Origin of the sequence: Halobacillus yeomjeoni (genome assembly GCF_020171525.1) — a bacterium.
Taxonomy (GTDB): Bacteria; Bacillota; Bacilli; order Bacillales; family Halobacillaceae; genus Halobacillus; species Halobacillus yeomjeoni.
The window spans coordinates 70,871-85,540 of sequence record NZ_JAIVAI010000002.1; the positions used below are offsets into that span (position 1 = coordinate 70,871).

Annotated in this window: 17 protein-coding genes; 7 read left to right on the forward strand and 10 right to left on the reverse strand. The window is 43.1% G+C overall.

Annotated elements, in window-relative coordinates:
• Positions 1-84: 84 nt before the first annotated feature.
• A complete protein-coding gene (locus tag LCL89_RS08500; protein ID WP_224810051.1) occupies positions 85-612 on the forward strand; it encodes a DUF6241 domain-containing protein in 528 nt (175 codons plus the stop codon).
• Between the two features lie 38 nt (positions 613-650).
• Here LCL89_RS08500 and LCL89_RS08505 read toward each other — a convergent pair whose 3' ends face one another.
• On the reverse strand, positions 651-1,049 hold the full coding sequence (locus tag LCL89_RS08505; protein ID WP_197317809.1) for a GNAT family N-acetyltransferase: 399 nt from the start codon (positions 1,047-1,049) through the stop codon (positions 651-653).
• A gap of 217 nt (positions 1,050-1,266) precedes the next feature.
• On the opposite strand from LCL89_RS08505, the gene LCL89_RS08510 reads away from it, so the two are divergent.
• Positions 1,267-1,734, forward strand: a complete 468-nt coding sequence (locus LCL89_RS08510; RefSeq protein ID WP_224809729.1) for a hypothetical protein — start codon at positions 1,267-1,269, stop codon at positions 1,732-1,734.
• A 40-nt stretch (positions 1,735-1,774) separates the two neighbouring features.
• Here the strand turns inward: LCL89_RS08510 and LCL89_RS08515 are convergent, their stop codons facing one another.
• On the reverse strand, positions 1,775-2,770 hold the full coding sequence (locus tag LCL89_RS08515) for an NADPH:quinone oxidoreductase family protein (protein ID WP_224809730.1): 996 nt from the start codon (positions 2,768-2,770) through the stop codon (positions 1,775-1,777).
• Positions 2,771-2,926: 156 nt separating this feature from the next.
• Here LCL89_RS08515 and LCL89_RS08520 point away from each other — a divergent pair, with 156 nt between their 5' ends.
• Positions 2,927-3,520 carry a TetR/AcrR family transcriptional regulator gene (locus tag LCL89_RS08520; RefSeq protein WP_197317812.1) on the forward strand — a complete coding sequence of 198 codons (594 nt, stop codon included), beginning with the start codon at positions 2,927-2,929 and terminating at the stop codon, positions 3,518-3,520.
• Between the two features lie 89 nt (positions 3,521-3,609).
• Here the strand turns inward: LCL89_RS08520 and LCL89_RS08525 are convergent, their stop codons facing one another.
• From LCL89_RS08525 to LCL89_RS08540, 4 genes are all read right to left on the reverse strand, one after another.
• Positions 3,610-4,185 carry a cupin domain-containing protein gene (locus tag LCL89_RS08525; RefSeq protein WP_224809731.1) on the reverse strand — a complete coding sequence of 192 codons (576 nt, stop codon included), beginning with the start codon at positions 4,183-4,185 and terminating at the stop codon, positions 3,610-3,612.
• Between the two features lie 122 nt (positions 4,186-4,307).
• A complete protein-coding gene (locus LCL89_RS08530; protein WP_197317814.1) occupies positions 4,308-5,375 on the reverse strand; it encodes a mechanosensitive ion channel family protein in 1,068 nt (355 codons plus the stop codon).
• A gap of 16 nt (positions 5,376-5,391) precedes the next feature.
• Positions 5,392-7,554, reverse strand: a complete 2,163-nt coding sequence (locus LCL89_RS08535; RefSeq protein WP_224809732.1) for an ATP-dependent helicase — start codon at positions 7,552-7,554, stop codon at positions 5,392-5,394.
• Between the two features lie 174 nt (positions 7,555-7,728).
• Positions 7,729-7,935: a hypothetical protein gene (locus LCL89_RS08540; protein WP_197317816.1), complete on the reverse strand. Its 207-nt coding sequence runs from the start codon at positions 7,933-7,935 to the stop codon at positions 7,729-7,731.
• A 169-nt stretch (positions 7,936-8,104) separates the two neighbouring features.
• Between LCL89_RS08540 and LCL89_RS08545 the strand changes: the two genes are divergently transcribed.
• The 3 genes from LCL89_RS08545 to LCL89_RS08555 are packed head-to-tail and all read left to right on the forward strand — an operon-like array spanning position 8,105 to position 9,367.
• Positions 8,105-8,695, forward strand: a complete 591-nt coding sequence (locus LCL89_RS08545) for a TetR/AcrR family transcriptional regulator (RefSeq protein ID WP_197317817.1) — start codon at positions 8,105-8,107, stop codon at positions 8,693-8,695.
• Between the two features lie 3 nt (positions 8,696-8,698).
• Complete coding sequence (locus tag LCL89_RS08550) at positions 8,699-9,040, forward strand: DMT family transporter (RefSeq protein ID WP_224809733.1); 342 nt, start codon at positions 8,699-8,701, stop codon at positions 9,038-9,040.
• Between the two features lie 12 nt (positions 9,041-9,052).
• Entirely contained in the window at positions 9,053-9,367 is a 315-nt protein-coding gene (locus LCL89_RS08555) for a DMT family transporter (RefSeq protein WP_197317819.1), read from the forward strand.
• A gap of 360 nt (positions 9,368-9,727) precedes the next feature.
• On the opposite strand, the gene msrA is transcribed toward LCL89_RS08555, so the two are convergent.
• The 3 genes from msrA to nadE form a co-directional block, all read right to left on the reverse strand.
• Positions 9,728-10,411: a peptide-methionine (S)-S-oxide reductase MsrA gene (gene msrA, locus LCL89_RS08560; protein WP_318245610.1), complete on the reverse strand. Its 684-nt coding sequence runs from the start codon at positions 10,409-10,411 to the stop codon at positions 9,728-9,730.
• A 135-nt stretch (positions 10,412-10,546) separates the two neighbouring features.
• Positions 10,547-11,104 (reverse strand): isochorismatase family cysteine hydrolase, encoded by a 558-nt coding sequence (locus LCL89_RS08565; protein WP_224809734.1) that lies wholly within the window; start codon positions 11,102-11,104, stop codon positions 10,547-10,549.
• 7 nt (positions 11,105-11,111) lie between these two features.
• Entirely contained in the window at positions 11,112-11,861 is a 750-nt protein-coding gene (nadE, locus tag LCL89_RS08570) for an NAD(+) synthase (protein WP_224809735.1), read from the reverse strand.
• A 164-nt stretch (positions 11,862-12,025) separates the two neighbouring features.
• Between nadE and bshB2 the strand changes: the two genes are divergently transcribed.
• Positions 12,026-12,712: a bacillithiol biosynthesis deacetylase BshB2 gene (gene bshB2, locus LCL89_RS08575; RefSeq protein WP_224809736.1), complete on the forward strand. Its 687-nt coding sequence runs from the start codon at positions 12,026-12,028 to the stop codon at positions 12,710-12,712.
• A gap of 53 nt (positions 12,713-12,765) precedes the next feature.
• On the opposite strand, the gene typA is transcribed toward bshB2, so the two are convergent.
• Positions 12,766-14,607 (reverse strand): translational GTPase TypA, encoded by a 1,842-nt coding sequence (typA, locus tag LCL89_RS08580; protein WP_224809737.1) that lies wholly within the window; start codon positions 14,605-14,607, stop codon positions 12,766-12,768.
• Positions 14,608-14,670 lie beyond the last annotated feature (63 nt).

A 14,670-nucleotide genomic window follows, 5' to 3' on the forward strand; every position in this document is an offset into this window, starting at 1 on the left:
GCTCTTTTTTGTTACAATAGAATTATATGGAAATTCAGTAAGGTCGTTTATCTAATTTAAGGAGGAATCGTTACTTTGAAGAAAATGATCGTATTCAGCCTGCTCGGCCTTCTGATCGTAGGAGGAGGCGTAATGTGGTATGCACAGGGCGAGCTTATGCCTTCCAACGGAAATGAAGTGGAAACAGCCAAGAATTCTCATGGAGCTCAAGGGGCTGTCAGCGGTGCAGTCACTGAGGAAGATTTGGAGACCTTTGAAGAAGAAGGGAAAAATCCATTCGGCGAAACGATTCCTGCAGACAAACTGAGTGAAGATAACGTGAAGGATTATATTCATGGGATGTCTCACCAAAAAGTGAAAGCCAAAAAGAAATGGTATTTCTATGAAATGCACCCTGAAAGAATCACTTGGTTACTCGAAAGTTTGGATCAAGTGGAATTGAAGCACGAAGATGTGTATAAAAGAATCCTGAAAAAGTGGCAGGCCGGGAATTTTGATACTGTGGATGATGATCACAATGCCATTTGGAACCTGAACAACGGTACGGTAGGAAAAGCGACAGGCATCCTATCACCTGAAGAAGAAAAGAAATTCGTGGAAAAAAACAAATAACAAAAAGCCCGGAACTAAAAAGTTCCGGGCTTTTTCTATCACATCTCTTCAGCTGCTTTTCGGAACCCTGCGAACGCCCGATAGCCCCGCTTTTCATAATATCCGCCTGAATCGTTCGTAGCCAGCATCTCTACACGAGTGCTTGGATAGCATTCGTGCGCCACTTGAATCAATTTATCTCCGATGCCCTGGTTCCGATGACTTTCCTTGATCAGCAGTTCGCAAATATAAAGTGTGATATTTCCATCCGTCAATCCTCTTAAATAACCGACAACTTCATCTCCATCGGTCGCGACAAGTGCGGGTTCTGAATTCAACCAGGAACACATCGTGTCCTGCCCTTTTTCGATTAAGCTTGTCCAACCTTCTTTTTGATTCAACTGCTGCACGGCCTCAAAATCACTTTCTTGAAACGTACGAACTTGAATTGTTTTCATTTCATCGAACCTTCCTTCTTGTTGTGTATTTCTCTCTTCTATCGTTCACCCTATCTGAATGTTTGCTCACATTCTTTCTCTTCCCTCATTATACGATGTATTAACAGGAATGGTTTCATAATCTATCCAAAAATTTCGTCAATTTTCTTCGTTTTCTCTTATTTATGCTAAAATATATGCGTGAGCTTTTGATAGCAATAAGGAGTGAACATATACAATGAAGAAGTTGATTTTACTTGCCATGTTTTTGCTTCTCGTGGGCTGCTCGTCACAGGACTTAGCCCTCGAAGATTTGAAAGAGAGTTACCCAGACTCCTTCGCAAAACCGGTGGATTCTTTATCACAAAGAGAATTGGCTGATATCGGACTGCCTGACGAACTGCCTTTTGAAGTATCGAATGTAGAAGCTGAAGTGGAAGATGAGAAGGTGGATGTCCATTATCAGTCTGCAGGTTCAGAAGAAGTTTCTGTACGTACATACTTTTCACCGGAAAACATTCTGCAGGAATCCCAGCTGCAAGTGCCGTTGAATTCAGGAGCGGTTGCGGGCGTACAGGAAAAAGAAGACTATGTCTTCGTAGAATGGTATGAAAGCGAAGAGGATATCGTCTACCAAATCAAATACAGCGGTGGCAAAAAAGATAAGCGCACCCAGCAGGCTTTGGAAATCGCCAACTCTATATAAAAATTAAACCGTCCAGGGAATCGTCCCTGGACGGCTTTTTTTACATAGTCATGTTTACGATTGTTCTGCCTTTGACTTTACCTTTTAAAATGTCTGAAAGTGTTTGGGGAAGTTCATCCAGTGACACTTCATGACTCATTTCACTTAACTCATCCGGTTTCAAATCATTCGCCATCCGATTCCATAATTTATCCCTTGTTTCTTTGGGGCAATATACGGAGTCGACACCAAGTAAGCTTACCCCGCGGAGGATGAAAGGAAAGACTGTGGTAGGCACTTCAACTCCAGCCGTCAAACCACTGACTGCTACAGCACCACCATATTGCGTGTTACTAAGTATGGATGCCAACGTTTTTCCTCCCACCGGATCGACGGCGCCGGCCCACTTCTGTCTGCCCATCGGACGGATCTTTTCTGGAGTGACTTCTTCCCTTGAGACGATTTCTTCAGCACCGAGGTTTTTCAAATACTCTTTTTCTGATTCTTTGCCTGTACTAGCTGTCACATGATAACCACGCTTGGATAACATAGACACGGCCATGCTGCCGACACCACCTGTCGCACCGGTGACCAGGACGGTTCCGTCTTCAGGGGTTTGTCCGTTTTCTTCAAGTTGCTGAAGAGAAAGAGCTGCCGTGAAACCGGCTGTTCCATATATCATCGCTTCTTTCAATGTAAGACCTTCCGGTAATGGAACCACCCAATCGGCTGGAACCCGCGCATACTGACTGTATCCACCATAGTGGGAAACCCCTAGTTCATAACTGGTAACGATGACTTCGTCCCCTTCTTCGTACCTCGAATCCTTTGAATCTGTCACTGTACCTGCAAGGTCGATACCTGGAACAAAAGGATACGATTGAACGATTTTCCCATTCGGGATACTTGCCAATCCATCCTTATAATTGACACTGGAATAATGGACCTTTATCGTTACGTCACCTTCAGGCAGATCTTCCTGCGTGAGCGTTTCAATCTTCGCTTCTACATCGTTTTCGACTTTATCCACGACTAATGCTTTGAATTCTGTATTCATCTCTATCCTTCCTCTCTCAGATTTTGGGATAAATCAAGCATAGTACATTTTATACTGACTGGTCAATTTATTTTGACCAGTCAGTATAACAAAGTCGTAAACGAACTTAAAATCTTGTATAATGGACTCAGGTTACATAGTGGAGGGTCAATGATCATGGCTAAAAAAGCAGAAACGAGAAAGCAGCAGATATTGAAGGCTGCGTTTCAAGCAGCATCAGAAAAAGGATATGAATCCGTCACTTTACAGGATATTGCAGACTATGCTGATGTAAGTAAAGGGGTAACTAACTACTACTTTAAAAATAAAGCGGACGTATTCGCCCACCTGTTTGAATGGATCACAGGGAGAATTTATGAAAAAGAAGCAGCGTCTATTCATGAACAAGAGACTGCAGTAAAAATGTTGGAAGCCTATATCAATCAAGTGTTTATCAGTCCGGCCGAAAACAAAACGTTTTACCGTGTTTACGTGGACTACCTATCACAAATCAAAAACAATAAAGCCTATCAGGAAATCAATCAGCAGTTCTATGAAAACTGCTGGTCGATTGGTCGGTCGATCATTAACAAAGGCTTAGAGGAAAATGTGTTTTCAGTGAATGATATTGAGGAAGCGACGATCAGCATTCGCTGTATTATCGATGGAAGTTTGATTCAGTGGTTGATGAGAGAAGACGACCAGCTGCATGACTACTATAAATCCATTTGCTACGACTCCATCCTCCGTGTTTTGAATTATAAAGAATAGAGTAATCCGGTTGTAAAAGTTGCACTGACGAAAGATGGCTCAGAGGTTGTATAAATACCTCTGAGCCTCTTTTTTTCTGCCTGAAAATATCAGTAGCCTTTTTCTGCAGCCTCAGCATCTGCTTTTGTCGGGTGAACCGTACCGAATGGATGATTTGGTGGAGCGTAGATCGAGTAAAGTTTCAAAGGGACATCCCCGGTATTCGTCAAGTTATGCCATGTCCCTGCAGGAATCACGATGGCATCGTCATCATAGACCTCTCGGACATAGTTCAGTTCATTTTTGTTCTCTCCCATTTCCACGACGCCCTCGCCTTGTTCAATGCGCAAAAACTGATCAAGGTCCGGATGGATTTCTAAACCGATATCTTCACCGACACCAATGCTCATCAACGTAATCTGCAGGTATTCACCCGTCCATAATGCAGTACGGAATGTATCGTTTTGCAAGGTGGCTTCATTGATGTTCATCACGAATGGGTCCTGCCCATAGTCTGTTAAAGTCAGATCCCCCTGCATATTGGATGAACGGTAATAATCAAACCCATTTGGATGCATGGCTTGATAAGGCGCTGTCCAGTACACAGATGGGTTCCTATAATAAGAAATGGGGGCAGATTGAGGATGCTGGTATAAATATGGATAATATTGAGGAACAAAATTCATATATCTCGATCCCTTCACTGTAGATAAAATTATCCTATGCATGTAGGGAAAGAGTGTACTTAGATAAGTTTTTTTAATCAATAGGAAAGGACTGAATCATTATAGATCCAGCCCTTCCTGATTTATTTCTTCAATTCTTCCAGTATAGAAGTATCTAAACTACGCACGTGCAAGTCGCGCTGTGGGAAAGGAATTTCCACGTCGTTTTCTCTGAAGATGGCATCGATACGGAAATTCACGTTACTCCTGATGCGGATCATGTTTTCAGGATTCGATATCCAAATGAACAATTCAAAATTCAAGGAAGAATCCCCGAATTCTTTGAAATTAACAAAAGGTTCCGGGTGATGACGTACGGTCGGTGAAACGCCTGCTTCATCTTTGGCGACCTGTAACAAAAGCTCTTTCACCAGGGGCACATCACTCCCATAAGCGACACCGACAGGGATGACCAGGCGAATGACTTTATCACTATAGGATCGGTTGACGACATGTTCTTCCAGAAAATAAGAGTTAGGGACGATGATATGTTCGTTGTCCAGCGTCTTGATGACCGTCGCACGCATATTGATCCGGTCCACATCCCCTACAATGTCATCAACGACTACGCGGTCTCCCACTTTTATGGGGCGTTCAAATAAAAGGATGACCCCTGATATGAAGTTGGAAGCGATGTTCTGCATCCCGAAACCGATTCCGACACCGATGACACCCGCAAAAACAGTCAGGGCACTCAGTTCAAAACCGACAGTAGATAAACTGACCAAAATCGCGAGCACCATGATGACATAGTGGAAGGTTTTATCAAACGTAAACCGAACACCCTGGTCCAACTCATACCTTTTATAGACCGTCGGAAAAATATAGCTTCGTACAAGCAGAGAAATACGGTTGGTCAATGACACGATCAGCACGGCCAAAATCAAAAGAAAGACCGAAACTTCTTCAGAGCTGATTGTGAAGAGAGGATCGAACATCCAATCCGAACTTCTGAAATAGACCAATGTATAGATGAGGATTCCATAAGCCGATATCCAATTCACCATACTCTTTATGATGTGATAGATATGATTCCTTTTCTCTTTTTGATTCTTCCACTTTTCCAAAAGCGACAAAACGATCCATCGCAGCAGTAAGACACTGAAAAAAACAATAGCAAAGATGACGAACGTATTTTCAATCCAATACACGTGAACAGTCCTTTCTTTATGCGTCCTCCACTTTTTCTAACTTCTTGAAATTACGGCTGATCGGCCTTGGAGCTTTCATCCCGTCAAAGAACACCCGGTACGTATTCTTATTTTCATCGATGTCTTCGATCGTTCCTTCGCCGAAGACCGGGTGTTTCACACGCGTACCTTTTGCGTATCCTTCAATTTCAGCTTCTTTCTGTCCAGGATGAGAAGCTTTGATATATTCTTTCGCTTCTTCAATCAACGCGTCTTCCAGCTCACCGATTCTTTCATATAAATCATCTTCCACTTCAAAGATGAACCGGGATGGATACTTCTTCTGACCTCCATTTTGGAAGCCTTCTGACTCCGTCAAATACAATTCTCTTTCCGCCCGGGTCACCGCAACATAAGCCAGCCGCCGTTCTTCCTCGAGGGCGCGTTCCTTCCGTGCACGAAGTGCCCGGACATTCGGCAGCACACTTTCTGTCATTCCCACGACGAACACGTATGGGAATTCCAAGCCTTTGGCCGTATGAATCGTCATCAATTTCACAGAGTCCACTTGATCATCGCGGTCATCATCTGTGTAAAGGGAAATCATCTGCAAGTATTCTTCAAGATCCATATCTTCGCCCAGTGTCTGTTCATACTGAACGATGGAATGAAGCAGTTCCGTCAAATGGTCGAGCCGCTCTTGATCACCGTCTTCCCTTCGATAGGCTTCATATCCGGTAAGCTGAAGAGCTTCCTGCAGCAGCTCTGAAACGGAAATTTCCGAGCGACGCTTCCGCAGACGTTCGATCGCCTGGATGAAGGAGTCTGCACCGGTTCGTTTGAAGCGGTCGTGGGTTGAATACTTCTTCAATGCATCATATAACGTCAGGTTCTCTTCTTCCGCTCTTGAGCGTAGAAAGGCCATGCGTTTTTTTCCGATCTGCCGTTTGGGCACATTGATAATCCGGCTGAAAGAGAGATCATCCCCGAAGGCGATCATCCGCAAATGGGCCAGTGCATCTTTGATCTCCATGCGATCGAAAAATTTGAAACCGCCGAAAATCGTGTATTCAATGTTGGCGTGGATCAATTCCTGTTCTATGAAACGGGACAAATACTTCGCTCGATATAAAATCGCGATCTCCCTGAGCTCTGCTTTCTGGTCTTCCAAGATCTTCTGAATCCGGTGAACGACCCATTTCGCTTCCTCCACTTCGTCTTTCCCATGATAGTGGATAGCTTTCACGCCGGGAGGATTCGCTGTGTTCATATCTTTATCCACTCTGAAGTAGTTGTGCTGAATCAGTGCGTTGCCAAGTGACAGGATTTCTGGTGTGGATCGATAGTTCTGTTTTAAAAAAATCGTCTGCGTATCTTCAAAGAACTGTTCAAATTCAACGATATACTTCGGGTCTGCTCCCCTCCATTCGTAAATCGTCTGATCGGGATCACCGACGACGAACAGGTTGCCATGCTTGTCCGAGAGTTTTTTGACCAGCTCGAATTGCTTCGAACTGCTGTCCTGGAACTCATCTACCTGAATATAAAACAGTCGATCCTGCCATTTTTCCAGCACTTCTCCATATTGGTCGAAAAGGACGAAAACGAAGTTGAGCAGGTCGTCAAAGTCCAGACCGTACACGCGCTTCTGCTTTTTCAAATACCTCTGGATGATTTGACCGTCCAAGTCACCCGCGTCATCAATATTCGGCATTTCTCCCCGTAAGATCATTTGCTGCACATAATGGGTATTTCCCTTTAATATCCCGATCTTATCCAAAATTCTCTTAAATGTTTTATCATTCATTTTCAATTCCATCTCTTCGAAAATTTCTCTCAAGAGAATTTTTTGGTCTTCAACATCAAGAATGATGAAATTCTTCGGATAAAACAATCGATGGATATCTTCACGGAGGACTCGGACACAAAAACCATGGTACGTCGCAATGAAACCTGTGTCCTGCTCCCCGTCAATCAGCTTCTTGACTCGACGCTTCATTTCATGGGCCGCTTTATTCGTGAACGTCACCGATAATATGTTCGAAGGATCGACGCCGAGCTCATTGACGATGAACGCATAGCGGTGTGTCAACGCTCGTGTTTTCCCGGAACCTGCCCCGGCGATGACCCTTATGTATCCTTCTGTCGAAACGACAGCTTCTTGTTGTGATTCATTCAATCCGTTCAACAGTTCTTCCATTATTAGTTCTCACCTTTCAAAGAACATTTGTTTGTATTATAGCATATCAAAAATCAATTTCCGGACATAGAAAAATCCCCACCTTTGAACATCTTTTCTAAGAAAGATCATCGAAGGTGAGGATTTTCAATATAGCGGGCGTTCACTTATGACATAAATCCATAGTTTTTCAATTCAAGCCTTCTCCATCTTATCCAAATTTGATACGATCTCGACATGTTTCAAGTTACCCATCGTATCAAAGTCGATCAACAACATATCGCCAGGTTTCGCAAAAGCGACCAGACGCTCTTTCAAAACAGAAAGTTCACTATGTTCGTATTCCTCTTGAGTCAAAATGGCATAAGCTCCCTCGAATCGATCCAACCTGTATTTATTCACCGCTTCAACCCCTTTTTATTTCTTAAAAGTACAGACAATAAAAGCATATATTTTATTTATTCCCTAACTGGATTTGACTAAACATGTCGAAAGACGGAGGACTGGACAACAAAAAAACTCCATGGTATAGTTGAGACTAACAAACGTTAGTTAGTCGAGGGGTGATGCCATGACACAACAAAAAATCATTGATGAAAGCTTGATACTTTTTGCGCAGCAGGGATATGAAAGTACAAGCTTAGCCAATATTGCAGACGCCGTAGGCATTAAAAAACCTTCATTATACAATCATTTTGATAATAAAGAAGCGATTTTTCTGGCCGTTTTACAGGATGTAGCTCAAAGAGAAATGAAGTATTTGACCGAACAAGCAGAATTATCTGCGAACCATACGATTTATGAACGGTTGCACCACATTTATCAGGTGTATCTCGATCATATGGCAGATTCGACCGAAGGATTGTTTTTCAAACGAGTGACCTTCTTTCCTCCGGAAACATTTGCAGATGAAATCAAAAATGTCTTTTTGAGAGTTGAAGAAGCGATGACAACGGTGATTCATCCCGTCATCGAGGCTGGAATTGAAGAAGGCGTACTGCGTCCTCTTTCTCTCGACAGCCTGACTTCCGCTTTTTACACGTTGATTGACGGACTGTTTCTTGAAGAAAATTTTTATGACCGAGAAGTATTTAAGCAGCGACAACAAGCAAGCTGGGATATTTTCTGGCTGGGAATCAAAGATCCAAGTTGGGAGGAATGAATGATGGCATGGATCTATTTATTAATGGGAGCCGTTTTTGAAATCGGATGGGCTGTGGGATTGAAGCTTTCTGAAGGCTTCACTCACCCGCTTTACTCCCTAATGACTATTGTATGCATTGTTATCAGTTTTACGTTTTTTACCAAGGCACTACGAAAAATAGAAATCGGGACCGGATATGCAATCTTCACAGGGATCGGAGCTGCGGGGACAGCATTAATCGGAATGACATTTCTTGGCGATTCAGGCAGCGCTGGGAAAGTCTTTTTTATTGCTCTTTTAATCATCGGCGTCATCGGACTGAAGTTCTCTGATTACACACCACGAGAAACACAAACCGAGTAGGAGGGGTTAATGATGGCATGGGTATTCTTATTATTAGCAGGTTTCGGAGAAATGTCTGGCATGTTTTTCCTGAAGCTTTCAGATGGATTCACCAAGCTGAAGCCGACCATCCTGGCGGTTACTTCAGGCGCTGTGAGCTTCTACTTTTTATCTCTATCGCTTCAGGAAGTTCAAATCGGAACCGCATACGGGATTTGGACGGGAATTGGTTCTGTAGGAACAGTACTGCTTGGAATCTTCTTTTTTAAGGAAAAAGTAAATAGGAAGAGAATTCTTTTCATCATATGTATTTTAGCAGGGGTCATCGGTCTGAAAATGGTTTCCTGAATATGTGTATGGCTGTTGTATTCTTTAAGTAAAGTAAGTACAATATAATAGGAATTCAAAAGATTTTACAAATTCTTTTATAAATCGAGGGGATATGTCCTATTTCGACATATTTCTCAAGTGCTGCAAAAGGATTTGTCGTTTTTTATGGTTAAATGGAGGAAACTGTTATGAGAAAATTTTTGTTCGCAATCCTGTTATTGATCGTCATCGGGTTTGGTTTAGTAGGCTTTACGACTTTGGACACGGATGCAAACCAATCCGTCCCTCAACAATCTAAACAATATTGAAACCAGGAACCCCTATCTCCTTGTATGGATGATAGGGGTTTTTAATTTTATTCACTTATTAAGGTTTGGCTCATTTTTCAGGCAGGTTCGTTTTTCTATCCTCTCCCCATACCTTTTCCAAGTAATCATCCCGGCCGGAGTTACCCCGGTAAATTTTATACCGGAACGTATTTTTCTCGTAATAGTCTTGGTGGTATTCTTCAGCTCTATAGAACGTCTCTGCCTTAAGGATCGGGGTGACGATCGGTTGATCAAACCTTCCTGATTCATCCAGGGATTCCCTGGAGGCTTCAGCAATTTGTTTTTGTTCATCAGAATGATAGAAAATGGCTGTCGTATACTGTTCACCACGGTCGACAAATTGACCTCCATTATCAGTGGGGTTGATCTGCCGCCAAAACACTTCTAATATCTGCTCATAGGATAGAACATCAGGATCATAGTAAACTTGAACGGCTTCTATGTGGCCGGTATTCCCCGAAGAAACTTCTTTATAGGTGGGGTTTTCAGTCCTTCCGCCTGTGTAGCCTGAAACGACTTCACTCACTCCCTTCAATTTTTCAAAGGGAGGTTCCATACACCAGAAGCATCCCCCTGCAAGAGTCGCTGTTTCATACCCTTCCGGTCGTTCATCCTCGGCGATGACTTCACTCTCATAGTTCTGCTTCGTAAAGTAGGCGTACACTTCAGGAATGACGAAAACAGCGATCAATACGAAGACACCAACGAACAGCCATTTTTTTCGCTTCTTCACCCTATCACCCCATTCGTCGTTTAGTTACTTCTATCATAGCACGTGAAACTTTCTTCACCTATTATTGCGCATAGATGAGTATCCCGACATCAATCTTTCCTCTAACAAAAAAAGAGCAATCCTATGATTGCTCTTTTAACTTAAAAATGCTTCCTCTATAGATGTATTTGTACTTTCTCTCGTATTGGCAAAAAGCGAACGTTCGATGATTTGCAGCGCATTGTCATTATCATCTATTTTTTCCGAAGCTACGCAGTCTTTCGGAACCCATAAGTTATACTCCCTCATGTAAGCATCATTGGCTGTGAAAAGAACACAAATATCTCCAGCAACACCTGTCAAAATCAAGTTCTCCACCTTCAGATGCTTGAGAAGGATGTCTAATTGAGTCCCGTAAAAACCTGAATGTTTCGGTTTGATGATGAAATAATCGTCCTCTTCAGGCATGACGGCATCCACGACAGGTTCACCTCTCCCCTTTTTGCATTCCTTGATCAACTCAGAGGCATTATCCTGCCAGAGACCGAAATTGTCATTCACATAAATGACGGGGACCCCTTTTTCTTTCACTTTTTTCTTAAGGCTTATGAGATTGTCGACCATGGATAGAGAATGACGGAGTAAATCATCTCCCCCGTCGAAATCCATTTTATTGACCATATCTGTGATGATAAGCGCGGTTTTATTGTTCATTGTCCGATTAATCTCCTTCGTACTTGTCCGGTCCTGCCGGAATCTGGCGCTTATGTTCCGTTCGTTCGTGCAGCTGTTTCAGGCGTTTTTCATCTTCAGGATCGATACTCTCGCCACGGAGATAGGCATCGATTGTATCATAAGATATTCCAAGTTCATCTTCATCGGTCTGCCCTTCCCATAATTCAGCGCTCGGCTTTTTATGAACGATAGAATCAGGTACATCCAACGCTTCTGCCATTTCACGAACTTCTTCTTTTCTCATATGGATCAATGGAACAAGGTCCACTCCCCCGTCTCCATATTTAGTGAAGTATCCAGTATAGTCCTCTGCGGCATTATCAGTTCCTACCACTAAATAATTATAATTGTTCGCGACAGCATAGAGAGTACTCATCCGTAACCTTGCTTGAAGGTTTGCTCCGCCAAGCTGAGATTTATCCTCATGCCAATCTCCTTTTTCCTTTAACTGTTCCTGAATGGTTTCATAAGTTGTCTTGTAGGAAGAGGTTAGGTTGATACCGACATAATCCAGACCACAACCTTCGACTGCTTTTAAGGCGTCTTCTTGATCTTCCACTTCTTTATTGATAGGTAAGATGACACCTAAAGAGTCATCAGGGAATGCCCGTTTGATCAAATAGGAAACGACAGCAGAATCGATCCCTCCGCTGACACCGACAAGCAGACCATCAGCGCCTGCTTCTTCCACTTTCTTTTGCAGCCAATCCGTTAAATGTTTGATGCGATCTTCCATAATTGTATTACTCCTTCCTGATTTACACTTTATGGTTGTTCTTCCTTATCTCGAATGAATATAAACATTCAAAGTCAATCTGCTATAAACAAACGACTTTTAAAAGCATAAGAATTACGTAATAATGTAAAAGTAGAAATCCTCTAGAAGGAGTGTCAGAAGTCATGATAGAAAACGAACGTCACGTCCTTGTCATTTTTCCACACCCGGATGATGAAGCCTTCGGGGTCTCAGGGACGATCACTTCTTATATAAAACAAGGAACACCATTAACCTATGCCTGCCTTACTCTTGGTGAAATGGGCAGGAACCTCGGTAAACCTGCATTTGCAACGCGCGAAACATTACCGGATATCCGCAAAAAAGAGCTTCTGAAAGCGGCCGAAGCGATGGGCATAAAAGATTTGCGGATGATGGGCATGAGAGATAAAACGTTGGAATTCGAAGATGATGATAAGATGAAGCAGCTAGTCACCGATTTGATTGAGGAATTGAATCCTTCTCTTGTCATCAGCTTCTATCCTGGCTTTGCCGTCCATCCCGATCATGAAGCTACCGCTCGTGCAGTTGTAAGAGCGATTCGTGACATGGAACCAGCCCAGCGCCCCAAATTCCACGGTGTCGCTTTTGCCAATGATACAGAAGAGAAATTGGGAGAGGCTGACATCATTCATGACATCCGTGACGTCCAGGAAGATAAGCTCAATGCGATGAGGGCTCACATTTCCCAAACAGCGCATATGCTCGAAATGCTTGAAGAAGGGATCAAAGCCAATGACCCGGAAGCCTTGAAATGGGTGACAAATGAGCGTTTCTACACCTATGACTGGACAAATGATTCTGTAGAATAAAAAAATCCTGAACCGTTGATCCGGTTCAGGATTTTTTGTGTTTTATTTCACTTTTAAATGTCTGCGTTTTGAAGTTTCTTCTTCTTCGCCATTTTTTCACGTTCGTTTTTGTTTAGATATTTCTTACGTAGACGAACGTTTTCTGGCGTCACTTCGCAGTATTCATCATCATCAAGATACTCGATCGCTTCTTCAAGCGTCATTGAACGAGTCTTCTTGATTGTGTTTGTAGAGTCTTTGTTAGCAGAACGAATGTTAGTCAGGTGTTTTTCTTTCGTGATGTTGACCGTCAAGTCATTCTCACGGTTGTGTTCACCGACAATCATTCCTTCATAAACTTCAGTACCCGGTTCAACAAAGATTGTTCCACGGTCCTCAAGGTTCATGATTCCATAAGTGGATGCTTTGCCTTTATCCAAGGAAACAAGAACACCTTCACGACGGCCTCCGACTTGACCTTTCGTAAGTGGCGCATAGCCATCAAACGTATGGTTCAAGATTCCGTAACCGCGTGTCTGGGTCATGAATTCAGTGGAATAGCCGATCAGGCCACGAGATGGAACGAGGAATTCCAGACGGACTTGTCCGTTACCATCGTTGACCATGTCCTGCATTTCACCTTTACGGTAACCGATCGATTCCATGATTGCACCTTGGTACTCTTCCGGCGTATCGATTTGAACACGTTCAACCGGCTCACAAATCTCACCGTCAATCTCTTTCAAGATAACTTGAGGTTTAGAAAGTTGAAGTTCAAATCCTTCACGACGCATGTTCTCCACTAAGATGGACAGGTGAAGTTCACCACGACCTGAAACAGTGAAGGCATCCGGTGAATCTGTCGGTTCTACACGAAGACTTACGTCTGTTTCAAGCTGAGTGAGTAGACGTTCTTCAATTTGACGAGCCGTCACATATTTACCTTCGCGACCTGCAAAAGGACTGTTGTTGACCAGGAACGTCATCTGTAGAGTCGGTTCATCGATACGAGGGATTTCCATCGCTTCTTGATGATCCGTAGGACATACAGTTTCACCGACGTTGATATCTTCCATACCCGCAAGGGCGATGATGTCACCAGCTTTCGCTTCTTCAATTTCAATACGCTTCAAGCCGATGAAACCGAACAGTTTGCTGACACGGAAGTTTTTCACAGAACCGTCTTTCTTCATCAGTGACACTTGCTGTCCGACTTTGATACTTCCACGGAACACTCGTCCTACTCCGATACGGCCAAGGTAATCGTTGTAATCCAACAGCGTAACCTGGAACTGAAGCGGGTCTTCCTGCGTGTCTACTGGAGCTGGGATATTGTTCATGATCAACTTGAAGATCGGATCCATTGTTTCGCTCTGTTCTTCAGGCTCTTCACCAGAAGTACCATTCAATGCAGAAGCATAAACAACTGGGAAATCAAGCTGGTCGTCGTCCGCACCTAGTTCGATGAATAAGTCAAGGACTTCATCGACTACCTGCTCAGGACGGGCATTCGGACGGTCGATTTTGTTCAATACGACAACTGGAGTCAATTTCTGTTCCAATGCCTTCTTAAGAACAAAACGTGTTTGTGGCATACAACCTTCGTACGCATCTACAACAAGTAGAACACCGTCTACCATTTTCAGAATACGCTCAACTTCACCACCGAAGTCTGCGTGTCCCGGTGTATCAAGAATGTTGATACGAGTATCATTATAGTTAATCGCGGTATTCTTAGCTAGAATCGTAATTCCGCGCTCTTTTTCCAAATCATTTGAGTCCATCGCACGATCATCCACATGTTCGTTCTCACGGAAGGTACCAGAATGGTGGAGCATTTGGTCCACTAAGGTTGTTTTTCCGTGGTCAACGTGGGCAATGATGGCAATATTACGAATATCGTTTCTGTGTTGCATGAAGCACACACCTCTTTCGTTTCACATTTATTCAACTTTACTATTATAACATAATTATGAATG